At 30.9% G+C, this 18070-nt stretch carries 20 protein-coding genes and 1 riboswitch; of the genes, 2 read left to right on the forward strand and 18 right to left on the reverse strand.

Translation table 11 applies throughout. The annotated features are described in order from the left end of the window. Positions 1-26 precede the first annotated feature (26 nt). From rpsA to ABEY15_RS19730, 14 genes are all read right to left on the reverse strand, one after another. On the reverse strand, positions 27-1145 hold the full coding sequence (gene rpsA, locus ABEY15_RS19665; protein WP_429891778.1) for a 30S ribosomal protein S1: 1119 nt from the start codon (positions 1143-1145) through the stop codon (positions 27-29). 108 nt (positions 1146-1253) lie between these two features. Further along, positions 1254-1934 carry a (d)CMP kinase gene (cmk, locus tag ABEY15_RS19670; protein WP_098233013.1) on the reverse strand — a complete coding sequence of 227 codons (681 nt, stop codon included), beginning with the start codon at positions 1932-1934 and terminating at the stop codon, positions 1254-1256. A gap of 137 nt (positions 1935-2071) precedes the next feature. After that, positions 2072-2257, reverse strand: coding sequence for a DUF5359 family protein (locus ABEY15_RS19675; RefSeq protein ID WP_069031855.1), 186 nt, complete (start codon positions 2255-2257; stop codon positions 2072-2074). 320 nt (positions 2258-2577) lie between these two features. Further along, on the reverse strand, positions 2578-3546 hold the full coding sequence (locus ABEY15_RS19680) for an asparaginase (RefSeq protein ID WP_069031854.1): 969 nt from the start codon (positions 3544-3546) through the stop codon (positions 2578-2580). A gap of 122 nt (positions 3547-3668) precedes the next feature. Further along, a complete protein-coding gene (locus tag ABEY15_RS19685; RefSeq protein WP_429891779.1) occupies positions 3669-4640 on the reverse strand; it encodes a YpdA family putative bacillithiol disulfide reductase in 972 nt (323 codons plus the stop codon). A gap of 140 nt (positions 4641-4780) precedes the next feature. Beyond that, complete coding sequence (locus ABEY15_RS19690; RefSeq protein ID WP_429891780.1) at positions 4781-6061, reverse strand: Glu/Leu/Phe/Val family dehydrogenase; 1281 nt, start codon at positions 6059-6061, stop codon at positions 4781-4783. A 237-nt stretch (positions 6062-6298) separates the two neighbouring features. After that, entirely contained in the window at positions 6299-6907 is a 609-nt protein-coding gene (locus ABEY15_RS19695; protein WP_429891781.1) for a genetic competence negative regulator, read from the reverse strand. 76 nt (positions 6908-6983) lie between these two features. Further along, the gene (locus ABEY15_RS19700) at positions 6984-7892 is read right to left on the reverse strand and encodes a MerR family transcriptional regulator (protein ID WP_429891782.1); all 909 of its coding nucleotides are present in this window, start codon (positions 7890-7892) and stop codon (positions 6984-6986) included. 33 nt (positions 7893-7925) lie between these two features. Continuing rightward, positions 7926-8612: a hypothetical protein gene (locus tag ABEY15_RS19705; protein ID WP_429891783.1), complete on the reverse strand. Its 687-nt coding sequence runs from the start codon at positions 8610-8612 to the stop codon at positions 7926-7928. A gap of 317 nt (positions 8613-8929) precedes the next feature. Further along, positions 8930-9586, reverse strand: a complete 657-nt coding sequence (locus ABEY15_RS19710; RefSeq protein WP_429891784.1) for a CBS domain-containing protein — start codon at positions 9584-9586, stop codon at positions 8930-8932. Between the two features lie 98 nt (positions 9587-9684). Next, complete coding sequence (locus tag ABEY15_RS19715; RefSeq protein WP_429891785.1) at positions 9685-10302, reverse strand: LysM peptidoglycan-binding domain-containing protein; 618 nt, start codon at positions 10300-10302, stop codon at positions 9685-9687. After that, entirely contained in the window at positions 10299-10883 is a 585-nt protein-coding gene (locus ABEY15_RS19720; RefSeq protein ID WP_429891786.1) for a CPBP family intramembrane glutamic endopeptidase, read from the reverse strand. The genes ABEY15_RS19715 and ABEY15_RS19720 overlap by 4 nt, the downstream gene beginning before the upstream one ends. 9 nt (positions 10884-10892) lie before the next feature. Next, on the reverse strand, positions 10893-12410 hold the full coding sequence (locus tag ABEY15_RS19725; protein WP_429891787.1) for a RecQ family ATP-dependent DNA helicase: 1518 nt from the start codon (positions 12408-12410) through the stop codon (positions 10893-10895). After that, positions 12397-13470 carry a helix-turn-helix domain-containing protein gene (locus tag ABEY15_RS19730; protein ID WP_429891788.1) on the reverse strand — a complete coding sequence of 358 codons (1074 nt, stop codon included), beginning with the start codon at positions 13468-13470 and terminating at the stop codon, positions 12397-12399. The genes ABEY15_RS19725 and ABEY15_RS19730 overlap by 14 nt, the downstream gene beginning before the upstream one ends. 320 nt (positions 13471-13790) lie before the next feature. Here ABEY15_RS19730 and ABEY15_RS19735 point away from each other — a divergent pair, with 320 nt between their 5' ends. Both ABEY15_RS19735 and ABEY15_RS19740 read left to right on the forward strand, forming a co-directional pair. Continuing rightward, entirely contained in the window at positions 13791-14039 is a 249-nt protein-coding gene (locus ABEY15_RS19735) for a ferredoxin (RefSeq protein WP_025672247.1), read from the forward strand. Positions 14040-14339: 300 nt separating this feature from the next. Beyond that, positions 14340-14873 carry a YpiB family protein gene (locus tag ABEY15_RS19740; protein ID WP_429891789.1) on the forward strand — a complete coding sequence of 178 codons (534 nt, stop codon included), beginning with the start codon at positions 14340-14342 and terminating at the stop codon, positions 14871-14873. 148 nt (positions 14874-15021) lie between these two features. Here ABEY15_RS19740 and ABEY15_RS19745 read toward each other — a convergent pair whose 3' ends face one another. The 4 genes from ABEY15_RS19745 to ABEY15_RS19760 all read right to left on the reverse strand — a co-directional run bounded on the left by ABEY15_RS19745 (position 15022) and on the right by ABEY15_RS19760 (position 18069). Beyond that, positions 15022-15591, reverse strand: a complete 570-nt coding sequence (locus ABEY15_RS19745) for an ECF transporter S component (RefSeq protein ID WP_091021081.1) — start codon at positions 15589-15591, stop codon at positions 15022-15024. 217 nt (positions 15592-15808) lie between these two features. Continuing rightward, positions 15809-15945: riboswitch (FMN riboswitch) on the reverse strand. Positions 15946-16008: 63 nt separating this feature from the next. After that, on the reverse strand, positions 16009-16917 hold the full coding sequence (locus ABEY15_RS19750; protein ID WP_429891790.1) for a phosphotransferase: 909 nt from the start codon (positions 16915-16917) through the stop codon (positions 16009-16011). Positions 16918-17064: 147 nt separating this feature from the next. After that, complete coding sequence (locus ABEY15_RS19755) at positions 17065-17211, reverse strand: hypothetical protein (RefSeq protein ID WP_175403423.1); 147 nt, start codon at positions 17209-17211, stop codon at positions 17065-17067. A gap of 288 nt (positions 17212-17499) precedes the next feature. Further along, positions 17500-18069, reverse strand: a complete 570-nt coding sequence (locus ABEY15_RS19760) for a cob(I)yrinic acid a,c-diamide adenosyltransferase (RefSeq protein WP_097977985.1) — start codon at positions 18067-18069, stop codon at positions 17500-17502. Between the last annotated feature and the right edge of the window lies 1 nt (position 18070).

Raw genomic sequence — 18070 nt, forward strand, 5'->3', positions numbered from 1 at the left:
TCAGCAAATGGCTGAAGGATTTTTTATTATTTTTTAAATTTATTTAATTTATCACCAAGTAGTTCGCTTAATTGGAAACCACTTTCACTTGGTTGTACGTATTTAGCAATATCCTCTTGAAGTTCAGCTTCACCAGCTTCTTTAATGCTTAATGATAAGCGCTTTTCAGTAGGGTTAATATCTAAAACTTTAACTTTTACTTCTTGACCAACTGTTAGGACTTCGTTTGGATTTTTAATATGTTTATCAGCAATTTGAGAAACATGAACTAATCCTTCAATTCCATTTTGTACTTCTACAAATGCACCAAAGTTTGTAAGACGTTTTACAGTCCCTTCAACTACTGCTTCTGCTTTAATACTTGGATTTAATTGATCCCATGGTCCTGGCTGAATTGCTTTCATTGATAAAGCAATACGGTTTGTATCTGTGTCAATTGACAGAACTTGAACTTTTACAGTATCTCCTACAGCTACAATCTCTTCAGGCTTTGTAACACGTTTATGAGACATTTGAGATACATGGACTAATCCATCAATTCCACCAATATTTACAAAAGCACCGAAATTTGTTAATCTTTCTACTTTACCTTCAACAATTTGCCCAACTTTAATAGAAGAGTATGCTTGACGGCGATTTTCAACTTCATTTAATTGCTCAACAGCTTTATGAGATAGGATTACTCGATTTTTTTCGCGATCTAGTTCTTCAATCACTACTTCAAGCGATTGACCAACATAGCTTCCTAAGTCTTCAACGAATTTTTTTGAAACAAGTGAAGCCGGAATAAAGCCACGAACGCCTACGTCTGCAATTAGTCCACCATTTACTTGCTCTGTAACGATCACTTCAAAAACTTCTTTACTAGCTAATTTTCCTTCTAATTGTTCCCAAGCTTTAACAGAATCTACGGCACGTTTAGAAAACACAACAGTGTCTTCCTCAACTTTAATAACCTTTAATTCAATTTCTTGTCCAACAGTTAGCGCGTCACTTACATTTTCAATATGTACGTTTGAAATTTCTTTTATTGGAAGAATACCATCTGTTTTTCCACCGAAACCTACGATTGCTTGCTTATCTTCAATTTGTTCTACTACACATGAGATAATTTCCCCAACTTCTGGCATTACTTTTTCAACCATGTCATATTCCTCCTTAAGTTTTAAAAATGGATAGACCAATTATGTATTATCCTCTTTTACCTTCTAATAAATAAGCAGAAAAGTCAAGAAATCTGATGACTAATTCTTCTAAATATTTTTTATTTTACCTTCAACAATCGTTAATATTTCATTTACGACATCATCAATGTTTTTTGAAGTTGTATCTAATGAGATTGCATCATCAGCTTTTTTCAATGGTGAAACTTCTCTTTCCGAGTCAATTCGGTCTCTTGTTGCTATTTCTATTTTCAATTGCTCTAAATCACTTTCAAAACCGTTTTTGACATTTTCGATATGTCTTCTTTGAGCTCGTTCATCCACAGAAGCAATCATAAAGATCTTAACTTCTGCACCAACTAATACATGAGTCCCAATATCTCTTCCATCCATTACAACCCCACCATTTACGGCATATTCACGTTGTAAATCGACCATTTTTTCACGAACTAAACTATGTTTTGCAACAAATGATACGTTTCTAGTTACTTCTGGTGTTCTTATTGGCTCTGAAACATCAACATCATCAATGAAGACTTTTTGAGTACCTTCTTCCGGGATTAACTTAATCGTTATATTTGAAAGTAAGTTACTTAAATCCATCTCATTATTTACATCAATATTGTTTTGGATTGCCTTAAAGGTTAGAGCACGGTACATTGCACCAGTGTCTATATATACATATCCTAGTTTTTTTGCAACAATCTTTGCAACTGTACTTTTACCAGCAGCTGCAGGTCCATCTATCGCTATACTAATTTTTTTACTCATAAGTCCTCCTACATAAAAAAAGTGCTACTTCAATAGCAACCTTTAATCTTATCATGTCCTAAAAAATAAAAACAAATAAAAATAAAGCAGGCTAGCCTGCTTTATTTTATATTACCATATGATTCCGACGAATTCATCTATTTACCAATATGATTATATACTTCTCTAGTTACGTCCTTAGCTTTTTGCGTAACGCCTTCATATAATTCAATTTTCGTTAAATAGACAGAAAGACTAGGGAATGATAAGACGTATTGACTTATGACTAAACAAAATAATTGAATAATAATTAATTTAAATAGTATTCGTTCGATTCTTTTCATTTATAATCATACCTTTTTTATTACCAGTATGATTAGATTCAATTAATTTTATACACAATTTTGAATTTAATTTTTAATTCATCTTAAAAACTAGCTCTTAAAGATTTTAACTTTTTAAGATCAAACAATTTCTAAAGTTTGTTGACTATTATAAAACTGCTCAAACAAATTAACATTTAAAATCAATTAATAGACCATCAAATAATGAAAATATATTATCAATGAGTTTCACTTAATATACATTTGACCATTTGTATATCAACACTCAAAAAAAAAAACGTGCTTTGCACGTTTTTGAGAAATGTATGAATAAGTAAAAATTATTTAGAAAATCCTTCAAGAATATCATTCACTTCGGATGCTAACATGACAGTTAATTTAATTCTTGCCTTTTTACTATCATAATCTTTACCTAAAATAACACCTTTATTAACTAAATCATAGGCACTTCCGTAATAATCATAAGTAGGATAAACTTCGCCTTCTTCAGAACTTGTTGTAATGACTACTTTAATGCCATCTTTAACTGCTTTTTCAATTTCTTCAGTCATATGTGGTGAAACTTGTCCTCTTCCAACACCTTCAAGGACAATTCCTTTAGCGCCATTTTCAACAGCTGCTTTAATTAAATATCCTTTTGCTTCAATATAACATTTAATTATATCAACTTGAGGTAACTCACTTGTAATTTTGTATTTATCCTTTAATACCGGTTTTTGATAGATATGTACTTTATCGTTATCAATAATACCTAGGTATCCGAAACCAAATACGTTAAACCCTTGTATATTAGATGCATGTTCTTTTTTAACATATTTTGCAGTAAAAATACGTTCATTAAAGACAACAACTGTACCAACGTTTCGGGTAGATTCGTCAGATGCAGTATAAATTGCGTGTCTTAAATTGATAAAAGCATCGGTACCTAATTCACCTGGTGATCTTTGAGAGCCAGTAATAACAACTGGACGATCGTCGTCAATTGTTAAATCTAAAAAGTAAGCCGTTTCTTCTAACGTATCAGTTCCATGGGTTACGACAACCCCATCGATTGTTTCGTCTTGATAATATTCTTCAATTTTATTCTTTAACAACATCCAATGCTCGAAACCTATGTGCATACTTGGAACTTGGAAAAAAGAATCAACAATTACATTTATATCTTTTGGTAAATTGAGCATTTCTGCAATTTCTTGACCTGACAATGCCCCAGAATCTAATTTACCTGATTCTGCATTTGGTTTACTAGCAATTGTTCCACCTGTTGTTATTAATACTACTTTTTTCATTTTAGCACCTCATTTCACAAGAAATTATAACATTTTAAAATTCTTTAAGTAAACAGAAAACGGCTAGAAAATCTTTAATGAAAAAAACGTAGCATTGCTACGTTTTGAGAGCGTTGAATTTATTATTTACTAGCTAAGTGAAAAACGATTAGGTCACCGTGAAAACGACCATTTTCTATAAATATTTCGTTTGCATTGTTTCCAGCAGCAATTACCCCTGCAATATAAATGCCTTCAATATTTGTTTCCATAGTTTCTGGATTGAATAATGGTCTCCCTGTTATATCATCTACTTTTACGCCCATACTTTTAATTAATGTATGATCTGGATGGTATCCTGTCATGGCATAGACAAAGTCATTCTCAATCTCAACTATTTGTCCTTCTTTTTCATATACTACTGATGATTCTTTTATTTCAAGTAGATTTGCGTTAAATTCCATTTTAATTGTTTCAGAACGGACAAGTGCCTCGAATTCTGGTAGAACCCATGGTTTAATACTTGGTGAATAAGAACTGCCTCTATAAAGTACAGTTACATCCGCTCCACACTTTTCTAGTTCTAGTGCTGCGTCAACACTTGAGTTTTTACCGCCAATAACGACAACCTTCTGATTAAAATGTTTATGACCTTCAAAAAAGTAATGGGAAACTTTATTTAGCTGTTCACCAGGTGTTGATAAGTAGTTTGGTTGATCATAATATCCAGTTGCTACAATAACAGCTTTCGCTTCGTAACGTTTTTCTTCACCGTTTATTGTAACTGATTCGATGATAAAATCACTTTTCTTACTAACCGTTTTTACCTCTTCAAAAGCATTAATTTTTATTTTATTTCGTTTAACAACGTCACGGTAATATGCTAGAGCTTGGTGTTTTTTTGGTTTTCTACCTTCAATAATAAATGGAATATTTCCCACTTCTAATTTTTCACTTGTACTAAAAAATGTTTGATGCGTTGGAAAACGACTGAGGGTATGAACTATATTTCCTTTTTCGATTATTAATGCAGTAATCCCTTTATTTTTTAATGCAAGATAAGCTGCAATACCACAGGGTCCTCCGCCAATGATTAGAACTTCAACTTTTTCCATTTGAAACATCTCCAATAAACTAGAGTCTTAGTTATATTTACTATTACTATTTTACGTAAAATATTCAATTTGTCTAATAATAGCTAATCAAAAAAACAAGATGGATATTCTCCACCTTGTTTTTATCAGCAAATATAATCTTATACCCAGCCTCTGAATCGGCTAGCTTCAGCCATTTTACGCGCGCCAACCATATAAGCAGCTAAACGCATATTTACTTTTCTATTCACACTTGTTTCATAAATATTATTAAATGAACGTACCATAACTTTTTCTAATCGATCTTCTACTTCTTCTTCAGTCCAGTAGTAACCTTGGTTATTCTGTACCCATTCAAAGTAAGAAACAGTTACGCCACCAGCACTAGCTAATACGTCTGGAACTAATAAAATACCGCGCTCTGTTAAAATCTTAGTAGCTTCAAGTGTTGTTGGTCCGTTTGCAGCTTCAACTACAATATTTGCTTTAATATTATGAGCATTATCTTTTGTAATTTGATTTTCAATCGCTGCTGGAACTAAGATATCACAATCTAATTCTAATAATTCTTTATTTGAAATTGTATTATTAAATAGTTTAGTAATTGTACCAAAGCTATCTCTACGATCTAATAAATAATCAATGTCTAAGCCGTTTGGATCATGAAGTGCACCATAAGCATCAGAAATACCAATAACTTTTGCGCCAGCATCATGCATAAATTTCGCTAGGAAGCTACCTGCATTACCAAATCCTTGGATAACAACTCGTGCACCTTCTAAGTTAATACCTCTACGCTTTGCTGCTTCACGAATTACAATCGTTACACCTTTAGCAGTAGCTGTTTCACGGCCGTGAGATCCACCTAATACTAATGGTTTACCAGTAATAAAACCAGGTGAGTTAAATTCATCTATTCTAGAATATTCATCCATCATCCAAGCCATAATTTGTGAGTTTGTAAATACGTCTGGAGCTGGAATATCTTTAGTTGGTCCTACGATTTGGCTAATTGCACGTACATAACCGCGACTAAGTCTTTCTAACTCACGGAATGACATATCACGTGGATCACAAACGATTCCACCTTTACCTCCACCATATGGTAAATCTACAATTCCACATTTTAAGCTCATCCAGATTGAAAGGGCTTTAACTTCATTTTCTGTTACATTTGGATGGAAACGGATACCACCTTTTGTTGGTCCTACCGCATCATTATGTTGAGCTCTGTAACCAGTGAAAATTTTCACTTGTCCATCATCCATGCGAACTGGAATTTTTACAGTCATCATACGAACCGGTTCTTTTAAAAGTTCATACATTTCATTTGAATATCCTAATTTTTCTAACGCTTCTTTAATAACTACTTGTGTAGGCGCTAGTACGTCTAAATGTTCTTCAGTGTTGCTATTTTTCTCTGTAGATTTCTCGGCAACCATTGTAAACCCCCTAGAAATTTGAACTATGAAAAGATTCATTCATTCTGAAATTAGTATACAACTTTCCATCCCTTTTTGAAAGTTATAAACACATAGAAAACAAAATATAATATCCGTTTAATGTAAGCGTTTTCTAAGGTCATTGTACTCCTATTTCCAAAATTTGAAAAGAAAAGAATATGAAGAAATACAATATATTAATAAAAAATTTACAAAAGTAAAACCTCTCGTAATAAATTACTGAGAGGCTTTATTTTTAACGAAATAAAAATGCAGTTGTTCAATAGCATTTTCTGAGATAAGTTCTTTACCATATTCAATAATACGGTAAATTGTTCTTGTGGAAGGATTACCATATTCAGCTAAAATCGCATAAAATGTTTCACGATCTAGTCTTCCTACTTCATTCTCCTCGAACTTTAAGTAAAACGTATTTTCAAAAGAGAATAATCTTCCACCTAAAGCATCACATGAAACCAATTTTTCAGAAAGTAGGATTAGATCATCTAAAGTAGAAAACTCGTACAATATATGTTCACTTTCATCTAGGATTACTTCCATCGAGATAAAATCGTCTTGAAATTCATCTTCCTCTTCTTCAATTTCATCGGATTTTGTTACAATTACAACCATTCCTTGAGCTTGAAGAGAGAAAACTTCAACAGATACTTTTCCATCTACTTCGAAACCTAGTTCTACGCTAGCTTCATGCATCATATCTTGAAAAAGCTGTTGAACTTTTGGTGCATTGTACCATAAGTCTTCTTTTGTCAGACCGCGTTCAGATAAATCATCAGATGTAAGAAAAACTTTTATTTTATTGTAGTTCAACCGTTCCAACCTCATGAACTAGCCTCCTTGCTGCATTTACCATAGTACAGTTTATGTTTTTATATAATTTTGGTGATTCTAAAGTCAAAATTCATTTATAATTAAAATTCTGCTTTAACCATTCATCCCAGTTCGATTGCTGACTACCTATATAAAATTCCTGTATGGAATCCATAATTGGGCTCTCACAAGTTGAAACTGCGTGTCCACCAATTCCAATAATAATATCTGGTTTAATTTTTTTGATTAAGATGGCTAGATCAATTGTTTTCTTTAAATTTTCTCTTAAAGTACAAGTCATGATAAATCCAGCTGGATTCACTTCATTTATTACTTGTTCAACATCATTTGAATCAATTGATGCTCCTAAATAAATAACTTGAAAACCGATTCTTCTTAAATAGATCGTAAAAATTAATAAACCTAATTCATGCTTTTCTTCTGGTCCACAAACTGCGATTAACTTTGGCAAATGTTTATTGTTAGGTAAATTTTGATAAATCATCCCTAACCTCGTTCTCAAAAAAGATGTTGCAAAATGTTCATGGGCACTTGTAATTTCACCATTACGATATTTATCACCTATTAATATGAAAACCTTAGAAATAATTTTAAATAAAACTTTATCTACAGAAAAAAGACTAAAAGCGTCATTCACATAATTGTGGGCTTCACTTTCTTCAAAAGATAATAATGAAGAAACAATTCGATTTACTAGCGCATCTGATTGAAGATTTTCAGTAAGAGAGCTGTCATTAGACGATTTATGCTCTTTTGCTTCGTATAAATTAATTGCTTGTCCAATTGTAAACCCTTCATTAACTTTTTGAACGAGCCATTTTAAAATATAAACATGTTCCTCTGTATATAGTCGATGGCCAGCATCATTTCGTACAGGACTTATGATATTATATCTTCTTTCCCAAGCTCTTAATGTGCCTGGTAAAATCCCAACAATGTTAGAAATTGCTTTAATATTGTACTTTCCTATTTGGGCCAATTTTCTTTCCTCCTGCATGTAAACAACAAACACTTATTTCATAACTTCAAAATTTAAAACTGTTATTGTGTTTTGTTTGCGAATTCCTTTATTGTTATGTAGCTCCAAATATACCGTTTTCTGATTTCGATTTATATTTAATTGACTTCTTTCAAACAGATAAACTTGAATACTTTCAAAATTACTACTATTACTATCCATGACTTCAGTATAGCTGGTTAAAATACTAAGATCATCTTCATAACGCTCTTCAAGTGCAAAGTCTAAATGATCTCTCTTTGTTTTCACATCATCTAAACCAACAATCGAAAACTTAGTACCATTTTCAGTTTCAAATGAAGCACATTTATTTTCTAAAATTGTAACTTTACAATCTAGTAATAATGCATTTAGATCCCTATAGTTGCCACTATAGTCAAAATCATTCCACAAAAAATAGACAGGAGCAATAGAAGATAAATAGTCGATGTTTTCATCTTTATATTTTTTTAACTTCTTTTTTGAGTAACCACCTAAAAGAATTAATGTATTATGATTGCAAATTTTTTCAATCTCACTCAATTTAAAAGGAATATCGCCTATATTTGGAATCCATATGAACTGAATTGACTGTAATGAATCATCTAAATGCTTTATATTAATTTTCTTATGTATAATTTCTAGCTTACTTTTTCGATTAAACAATAAAATAATTGCTAAAATTACTACGAATCCGATCAATGATATTAATTTTATTTTAATTTCCCCCTTGTTTTACTTAACCCATCAACGAAGTAAATGTCAGCTTGTTTCTCAGATTTTACTTCATTCTTAAAAATCAATTTATCTATTTCTTTTTTTTATTATACAAAAACTAGTAGAAATTGAAAAATTTTAAACAACAAAAAAACTTATATCCATTGATACAAAATGGGCATAAGTTTTTAATTTAAGTGAAATATGGTTTCATCGTTTCAAAAATTCTATTTTTGTATACTTAAAATAATATCCTTTATTTGTATTTAGTACCAAGAAATAGCGAAAACTCATTAACAATATTAGTGTTTAACCGTAGAATTTTCTATTTCATTCGTAACAGATACTATTCTTAGACCAAGCTCTTCAAATTTACGTAAAATTTTATCGATATTTTTATTATCATCTATTTTTAAGACAATTCTTCTTAATAAATGATCTTTTGAATCAAATGTTACAAGCGAAATTATATTAATCTTAAAATGATGAAGATAATCAAGTAATCTTGCTAATTGCCCTTCCTTTTCCATACTTGTCATTGAAATTCTTATTCCTCGACAGTCCTTTCCAAGTACTTCTTGAAAAATCTCAATTACGTCATATCTAATAACTAGTCCAACAAAATTTCTCTCATCATCAACTACCGCAATTGATGGATATTTTTTTAACGAATTCATTGTATCTTCAAATGGCTCATCCGTTTTAACACAGATTGTTTGATGTGTTGCGATTTCACCAACTTTTAGATTCTTAACGTAATCTTCTTTTCGTAATTCACTAAAAAAGCATCTTCTAAAAATCTCTGCTTGTGAAATCATTCCAACATATTTATTTCCTGATAATACAGGAACACTATCAATTTGCTTTTCCAATAAAAGATTAATTGCACACTCTACAGTATCATTAGATTGGATCGTAATTACTTGATGGTTTTGAAGCATTCGATGTTTTGCTAACATACTTTAACACTCCCCTTCCCTCTATTTATAACATAGATAGGAAGCATTCGATCAAAGCAAATTTGTCTAGATTTCGAATTTCAGTTCCCTATTTAACATTACTTATCCACATCAACATTTAATGGGATTTTTAATATCTGGCCGGGCGTCACTTCAATCCCATTTAAATGATTTGCATCTTGTATAATTTCTTCGCCATCACGATTTCCATAATATTTCATTGAAATAGTAAATAATGTTTCTCCTCTTTGAACTTCGTGATTAATCTCTTCTACTCCTACAGTTTCACTTAAATCTGTTTGAGGTTTTACTACATTTTTTATCTCATTTTTGATCGGAGCTTTTTTCTGGGTTTCATTCTCTTGTTGTTTTTTTAAATGATTGGTAGCAGCTAATTCAACTTTTTCAAATTTATTTGAAGGAATGATTAAACTTCCTTTTTCAGTAAAAATTTTATCGTATTTACTATGTACAAACTTCACTACTCCAAATGGTAGCATGATAAAGATTATGACTAAAGCAGTGATTAAAGGATATTTTATTTTCCACCAAGGTCTTCGTTGATCCTCTTTTATTTTCATTGTTTCACTTCTTGGTGGTAGATTTAACAAATCAACAGCTTTATTTTGATCATTTATTTTCTTATTTTTAAATTTCTTATTTTTTTTCTTTCGACTTAAGTCAGCTATACTATTAGTCTGAAGCTCATTTTTCATTCTTTGTCTTCACTTTCCAAACTTAATTTCATATACATACCTAAAACATAATCTAAGATAAAATGTGCGATAAATACTATCACAATATTATTTGTTTTCAAATATAAGTAACCTAAGAAAAAACTTTCAATTAATACGATTGTAAGTAAAATAGGTTTTTTCACATATCGAAAATGAACTAAAGCGAATACAACTGATGCAATAATTAGTCCAAATTTAGCTTGAATAAATCCTCTAAAAAATAATTCTTCTGATAATGCGATTAAGATACAAAGTATTGTCATTTCAGGAACTGAAAGTGACGTAAAGAATCTTTTATTAAATCCACCATCATCCAACAAACGCTCTGGAATAATATAATTTAATAAAATGTTAAATAGGACGAGTGAAAATCCAGCACCGAATCCATATAAATATGTTTTATAACTTTTAAATAAATGTAAATCATCTATAAATTTTTCTGTACCAATAAAAAAAGCAATACATAAAATAGCGATTACTAAAATGATTAACTGCGTACCATATACGCTTTTCTTCAAATAGTTAACTGGAATTTCTTGACGGTTTAATTCGCTTTCCATATAGATTCCTCACAGCCCCAATTTATTTCTTAATTCTTGTTCCCATGAAAGTACGTTAGTATTTTCATATTTCTCATGGTTATTTGAACAATACTCTTCAAACGATATACCACAAATGTTACAGCAATTTATTGGTCTCTGTACTAATATTTCATCAAAAAGTAAAAGATATTTTTCGCGATAACAAGTGGATGATGATAGAAAATCGATCATCGCTTTTAGTTTTAAATATTTTACTTTTTTTCGCTCCGAAATTAACTCTTTAATCGATTTTAATAAGTCATTATTTATTTTTTCTAAATGCAAGTTTTCATCTACGATTACATTAAATTTAGCCATTTCAGAATGAAGGGTTGTCCACTGTATTTCACTAAATTGAAAAACTGCTTTCCAATTATTCAAGAGCGTTTCAGTCAATTTGATCTGATTTTCTTCTAATCTTTTTAAATACGCTAGAAAAGACTCAACTTGATTTACAGAAAGGATTTCGTCATCAATTAGCCTTAGTGGTAACTCATGATCTTCTTCACAAACTATTAGTATTGCTACACTAGGCTCACCATCTCGGCCGGCACGTCCAATTTCTTGAAGATAATTTTCAATGTTTGACGGATACTGATAATGAATCACAAACCTTACATTTGGCTTATTTATCCCCATACCAAAAGCACTTGTACAAACTATGATATCTATTTGATTTTGAATAAATTGTTGTTGAATTAAAATTCTTTGTTCATGTTCCATTCCACCATGATAATAAGCGACTTTGCAATTTAATTTTTCTCTTATGGTATGTGAAATTTTCTCGCAAGCAGCTCTTGTACCACAATAGACGATGCCTGGACCTGTTAATTTAGAAAGATGGTCAGTTAAAGACTTGAGCTTTTCTATTTCCGAATCTACTTTTTCAATTTGAATTGCTATGTTCTCTCTATTGACAGAATTGATATATTTTTGAACATGTTTTAACTGTAAAGTTTCGATTATTTCTTCCCGCACATTATTGCTAGCTGTAGCGGTTAAAGCTAAAACCGTCGGATTATTTAATTTACGCTTTATTTCCCCTAAAGTTTTATACTCTGGTCTAAAATCATGCCCCCACTGTGATATACAATGTGCTTCATCAACAACAAATAACGAGATTCTAGACGCAGAAAGCTTCTGAATTAAAAATTGATTTTGTAACATTTCAGGCGAGACAAAAATAAACTTATAGCTGCTAATATTATTAAATAAAAATTTTTTTTGCTCAAAACTTCTAAAGCTATTTAGTGCAATAACTCGTTTATCTCCAAATGCTTTAATCTGCTCTACTTGATCTTCCATAAGGGAAAGTAATGGTGAAACGATTACTACAACGCCTGGCAATAGTAACCCCGTTAATTGATATAATAATGATTTCCCCCCACCTGTAGGGAGCATTGCTAAGACATCCTTCGAGTTTAACAAATCATTAATAATTTCTTTTTGGTTATTTCGAAAACTTGAATAACCGAATTTTTCGTATAGGAGTTTATTTAGGTCCATGTAAATCACCCATTCTTGCAAGAGTAATACGAATTTGAAAATATGTTACCTCATTTAATAAAGCTTCTTTAATAATTTTTAATTTCCTTGTATTTAGTTCAATAATTTTATTTTTTATTAAAGTAAATTGCTTTTTTGTAATAAATTGATTAATTGGAAATAATTTATCACCTAATACACACTCAACTATATGATCCTCTATTGTACTAATCTTTAAATTACGAATCACAGCAATTTCTTGAATTGTTTTACCATCAGTAAATAATCGCTTCGTTTCAATAGAAGTATTCGTAATATTAGTACTCTTATCTCCATTAATAAATTTACTTAACAAAGGATAATGATTGTTTGGTTCAACCAAAATAGTGATCATATGATGCAAAGTATTAATCGAATTGAGATAAATTTTTTCAACACTTACTTTGTGTTCTGATGCAATTTGTTCAAATGTCATGCCATAAGCATTTGCTCCAGACAAACGTTTCACAAATAGTAATGCGTCTTCGTCACTTATATTTTCTAAAATTGTATGCAATTCTTTGTAAAATTGTTTAACTAACTCGTTTTTATTCCCAGTAAAATTAAGAATCTCATTTTTTACCCAATCTTGTATATCTTGGTCTTGAATTACTGCCCTAAAATATTTTAAATTCATATTCAGATTGGAAATCGTTTGAAAAAACAATGTAAATCTTTTCCAAAATATCTTTTGAATACTAGAAAACCTTAGTCCGTTTATATATGTAAATTCCATAAACTGTAGCTTTTGATTTGCTAGATAAGCTTGGCCATTTTTATTTAACAAATAGATATTCTTATTTTCAGACTGACCTATATACCCCTTAACCTCTAAACCATTTATAATTTCTTGCATATTCTGATGAGTAAGGAAATGAAAAAGTCCGAAAAATGATGTAACTTGATAAAAATGAGAATCTTGAATAATTTGAGCACTTTGTTTACCTTTTAATAAATACATTATACCTTGGATCGTTCGTTCACCATTATATCGATGAAGTAAAAAAAGGATGATTTCTTCCAATATTGATAGCTTAAACATCATAACCCTCTCAAATAAAATTATTCCATTAATATATTTAAATATTTTTTCGAATAATAATTAGTAGTACAAAAATATTTGTGCATTTTTTCTAAATAGTTTTTATTTCTTTTAGCTTATCATATGTATCAATAACCAAACCATTTTAAACATATAAAAATCATTATTTATTTTATTTGAGATTTCATCATTTCTCGTTTTTTTCAAAACCTTGTACAATTATATTGAAAAGTTTTGGAAACCGTTTTAAAATGTTTACAGGTACATTACAAAAATAGTATCTGTAACAAAAACAGGGAATAATTTGGGAGGTCAATACAATGGCAAAATATACAATCGTTGATAAAGACACTTGTATCGCATGTGGCGCTTGTGGCGCAGCTGCACCTGATATCTATGACTATGATGATGAAGGGATCGCATACGTTACTCTAGATGATAACCAAGGAATCGTTGAAATTCCAGACGTTTTAGTTGATGACATGATGGATGCATTTGAAGGATGCCCAACAGACTCAATCAAAGTTGCTGACGAAGCATTCGATGGCGACGCTTTAAAATTCGAATAGTAAAAACTGCGGCGAAGTTATTTCGTCGCTTTTTTTATTTTTTCAAATACAAAGCACGAGCTATGCGTATCGCTCATGTTCTTTAATATGCGCCTTTGAATTAGTTCATTAAGAAAGTCATAGTAACATCCCGTTTGATCTTCTGATTTGATCCACGTAAACCAAATCATACAAAGAACCATACAAAGAACAATGTGCCAAGATTATATGATGTAGCTAAAATTATTTCCTTATTTTACATATTCAGAATTATCTAATAACTTGCTATAATAAATAAAACATCAAGAGAGGATGAACAGCATGGAACAGATGACAATTACCGAGAAAAAGACGTTTTTAAACAAGTTCTTAGAGAAAAAACAAGTAAAAAAAGACATCGAATTGATTTTACAATTTCTCCTTGCTGTTGATGAAGTACTAACAAATATCTCGTTTGTAGATGATGCAATGAGTACACCAAATGGCATTGTCATTAGTTTTCGAAAAGAAAACTACACACAGCCTCAAGTTTCGTATTACGAAAATAGTAAGAAGATTGATCTGCCGTCGGAATCGATTTACCATAAACTTCGATTACATGGGAAGGAAACACCGTTTTATCTTGAATTGTTATTTGATGTGATGCCGATCGAGTACGCTTTGATCTTAGATACTAATCCGTTTTCGACAACTACCATTGAACCAAACGAAGAAGTGCAAGGAGAAATCGATGCGTTTCTTTCATCGCTTGTAGCTCAAACTTCGCACAAACTTCTCCTATGTCAAATCGACAAAGCACTTGATGAACGCAATGAACAACTGTTTCTTTTGTTAACTTCTCAGCTAAAAAATTAACAAATAAACCATCTATCATTCGATAGATGGTTCTCTTTTTTCCTATCAATAAAATAAATATGAGTTACAAAATTCGCTGCTATTCATTCGAATTAGGTACATAAAACAAAAAAGTGTCTACCAAAATTAAGTAGACACTTCCATTTATTTATACGTTATGGACATTCATTCGTTGAGTTAACCAAACCTTTAATTTAGGGTAGATAACTAAGAATAAAATCATGATTAATAAACCTTTAATTGCATTAAATGGCATAATTGACGCAACAATTACTTCATTCGGTAGGTTAAAATTCATGAAATGTGCATATGCAGGTAATAACACAAAATAATTTAAAAGACTTAATATTCCAGTCATCACTACTGTACCAACGATTAATCCAAGAGTTAGCCCTTTTACTGAACGATATTTTCTAAAGAAATACGACGCAGGTAAAATGTATAATACTCCTGCACTAAAATTAGCAAATTCTCCAATTGGTACTCCAGTCATACTACCATTAATAACATAATGTAAGATGTTTTTTATTAACTCTATTCCTATTCCCGCTACAGGACCAAAAACAATTGCTCCTATTAATGCTGGAACGTCACTAAAATCAATTGTAAGCCATACTGGAAATGCAGGAAGTGGAAAGTACAGCATCATGAGTACATAAGAAATACTGCTAAGCATTGCCACTATCACCATTTTATTTACTTTGTTGCGTTGTTGCATATTACCTCTCTCCTTTTTCCCGATCATATCAAGAAAAATGAAAGGTTCGCTTAAGTTGCGTTATTATTTGCACATATTATAATAAGTCCGAAATAATAATGAAAAATAGTATAAAATTATGCAAATAAAATAAAATCCCCTATTTTTTCGAAATAGGGGAGAATTTTCAGCACGCCAAATAAGCGTTCAAAAAGAAAAAATTTTTGAACTTGCGAACCTCCATCTTCTCCCATCCAGACTATACTGTCGGCTCTAGAATCGCACTAGATCCTGCCCAAAAAATCAGGCTCGCGGGCTTATAAGCAATGCTTAATTACCGCCGGTGGGGAATTTCGCCCCGCCCCGAAGATAGATCGTTTATTAAATTACAGTTTAATGTTACTAAATTAAATACAGTTTGTAAATAAAAATCTCCAACTAATCATTTAAAGCATTACTTAGGTTTTCTTGACAAAAACTTACTAACGACTCATCCTTTTGATCGTTTGCATATAACAACAGAACAACCGTTGTAAAGACAGCTCTAAACTGTGCTAGTTTCTTTGACGCTTCCGATACATTACCATAAATTTCAAAAAACTTCCCTCTCATATCGTTCGGAATTAGACTATAAATAATTGATAAATCTAATTCACGATTACCGATATGAGCATCACCCCAATCAATAATTCCTTTAAGTTGGTTTTGTTCATTAACAATCATATTCTTAAAATGTAAATCACCATGAACAAGAACTAAAGGTGTCTCACTTTTAATTTCAACTAAGCTTTCAATATAATGCTTAATTTTCTGATCATCTTTAATTAGTTTCTTCTGTATTGCCTGTTGAATATATTTTTTAACCTGAGGTTTCCGGAAATTTATATCTAACCTCTTCAATTCATCATACGGTAAATTAATATCCTTTAATTCATCGAAATTTATTGAATGCAAATTTTTCAAGAAATTCGCGATTGGTTCAATCATTAATATTCTCTCTGTTCTATTTAAATAAATTGGAGGCATTCCTGCAATAAAATTATATCCTAAAAATGGCCAAGGAAATAATTCAGATGGTTTTCCATCGAGTATTGGTACCGTTGTCTTTAATTCAAAATGATTAAATATAATTGGGAGTAACTTTCTTTCAACATTTAAAATTGCTACGGCTATTTCTCTTCGTGGAAATCTTAGTAAAATTTCATCGTTTAAACAAAAAACAGTATTATCAAACCCTTCGCCAATTTTTTTGATTACGTTTATTTTTATTTTTGGAAATTGTATCTTTACTATTTCTTTCACTATTTCGTCTTCCATTACAATTGCTGGATCCCATATATTAGTCATTTTTTTCTCCTTAAAATCAAAAATAGAACTCCACATATAAATGTACTTTACCAAATTTATTAGTAAATTACATTTATATTAGAAGTTCTAAAACCAATAGGTGCTTTCAACACTAATTATTAAACTTTTAAGACTAAAAATAAACGGCTAAGGATTTGAAACTATTTTTAATTCATGAAAATTTTTATCTAATATTATATCCTTTAATTTCTCTCGATTTCCTCCGATAAATAAAAGACCAATCGTTAAAACAAACACAACAATCAACAAACATCTCCTAAGAAAATCAAACATTATTTGCCTCCTACCTGAAAATGTAAAAATTGTTTAATCTGCCCAATAACTCGTGGACTAACAACTGATAATTCAGAAAAAAATTGGACTATGCCCCTTAATCATTTCAAACCTTTAACTCTTTATGTATATTACTTAAGATGTATTGAGCAAATCGAAAATGTAAACGCCAAGAAGTACTTTAACTAAAACATACACTCAAACATTCTATGATGGAAAATTCTTATTTATACAAAAAAATAGCAATTGATTAGAAAAATTTAACTATTCAATCGCTATTTTACTTATTTATTTTTTATCAGTTCGAAATACGATTGCTCCTCGTTCGTATTCAACATCCTTAATATTTAAACGTGTGTTGATTAACCTTGCAAGTGCAAAGAAATAATCAGATAATCGATTCAAATATAAAAATACTGGAAGATGAATATTTTCTTGCTTCATTAATGTTACGACCGTTCTTTCGGCACGTCTCGTTACCGCTCTTGCTTGATGAATGATTGCAGCAGGTTTTGACCCACCTGGTAAAATAAAACGCTGTAATGGGGGAGTTGCTTCCATATATTCATCGATTAATGTTTCAAGCTCTTCAACCATTTTCTCTGTCGTTTTAAAAGGGATGCTATCCTTTACTACTGCCAAGTCCCCACCGCAGTCAAATAGTTCGTGTTGGATCTTTTGAAGTGAATTGTAAATATCTCTCGTATCTTCATGATCTAAATATGTCATCGCGTACCCAACGATTGTATTTACTTCGTCAATTGTCCCGTATGACTCTACCCTTAAATCATCTTTATCAACTCGTTTGCCTACTAAGCTGGTCTGACCTTTATCCCCAGTTTTTGTATAAATTTTCATG

This window comes from Gottfriedia acidiceleris, from assembly GCF_050457485.1.
Classification (GTDB): Bacteria; Bacillota; Bacilli; order Bacillales; family Bacillaceae_G; genus Gottfriedia; species Gottfriedia acidiceleris_D.

Excerpts from the sequence above, each read along its gene's own strand:
- ABEY15_RS19725 (WP_429891787.1), bottom strand. The coding sequence starts at position 12,410 with ATGGACCTAAATAAACTCCTATACGAAAAATTCGGTTATTCAAGTTTT.
- ABEY15_RS19690 (WP_429891780.1), bottom strand. The coding sequence starts at position 6,061 with ATGGTTGCCGAGAAATCTACAGAGAAAAATAGCAACACTGAAGAACAT.
- ABEY15_RS19675 (WP_069031855.1), bottom strand. The coding sequence starts at position 2,257 with ATGAAAAGAATCGAACGAATACTATTTAAATTAATTATTATTCAATTA.
- ABEY15_RS19680 (WP_069031854.1), bottom strand. The coding sequence starts at position 3,546 with ATGAAAAAAGTAGTATTAATAACAACAGGTGGAACAATTGCTAGTAAA.
- cmk (WP_098233013.1), bottom strand. The coding sequence starts at position 1,934 with ATGAGTAAAAAAATTAGTATAGCGATAGATGGACCTGCAGCTGCTGGT.
- ABEY15_RS19760 (WP_097977985.1), bottom strand. The coding sequence starts at position 18,069 with ATGAAAATTTATACAAAAACTGGGGATAAAGGTCAGACCAGCTTAGTA.
- ABEY15_RS19695 (WP_429891781.1), bottom strand. The coding sequence starts at position 6,907 with ATGAGGTTGGAACGGTTGAACTACAATAAAATAAAAGTTTTTCTTACA.
- rpsA (WP_429891778.1), bottom strand. The coding sequence starts at position 1,145 with ATGGTTGAAAAAGTAATGCCAGAAGTTGGGGAAATTATCTCATGTGTA.
- ABEY15_RS19735 (WP_025672247.1), top strand. The coding sequence starts at position 13,791 with ATGGCAAAATATACAATCGTTGATAAAGACACTTGTATCGCATGTGGC.
- ABEY15_RS19685 (WP_429891779.1), bottom strand. The coding sequence starts at position 4,640 with ATGGAAAAAGTTGAAGTTCTAATCATTGGCGGAGGACCCTGTGGTATT.
- ABEY15_RS19720 (WP_429891786.1), bottom strand. The coding sequence starts at position 10,883 with ATGGAAAGCGAATTAAACCGTCAAGAAATTCCAGTTAACTATTTGAAG.
- ABEY15_RS19730 (WP_429891788.1), bottom strand. The coding sequence starts at position 13,470 with ATGTTTAAGCTATCAATATTGGAAGAAATCATCCTTTTTTTACTTCAT.
- ABEY15_RS19750 (WP_429891790.1), bottom strand. The coding sequence starts at position 16,917 with ATGACTAATATATGGGATCCAGCAATTGTAATGGAAGACGAAATAGTG.
- ABEY15_RS19715 (WP_429891785.1), bottom strand. The coding sequence starts at position 10,302 with ATGAAAAATGAGCTTCAGACTAATAGTATAGCTGACTTAAGTCGAAAG.
- ABEY15_RS19745 (WP_091021081.1), bottom strand. The coding sequence starts at position 15,591 with ATGCAACAACGCAACAAAGTAAATAAAATGGTGATAGTGGCAATGCTT.
- ABEY15_RS19740 (WP_429891789.1), top strand. The coding sequence starts at position 14,340 with ATGGAACAGATGACAATTACCGAGAAAAAGACGTTTTTAAACAAGTTC.
- ABEY15_RS19755 (WP_175403423.1), bottom strand. The coding sequence starts at position 17,211 with ATGTTTGATTTTCTTAGGAGATGTTTGTTGATTGTTGTGTTTGTTTTA.
- ABEY15_RS19710 (WP_429891784.1), bottom strand. The coding sequence starts at position 9,586 with ATGTTAGCAAAACATCGAATGCTTCAAAACCATCAAGTAATTACGATC.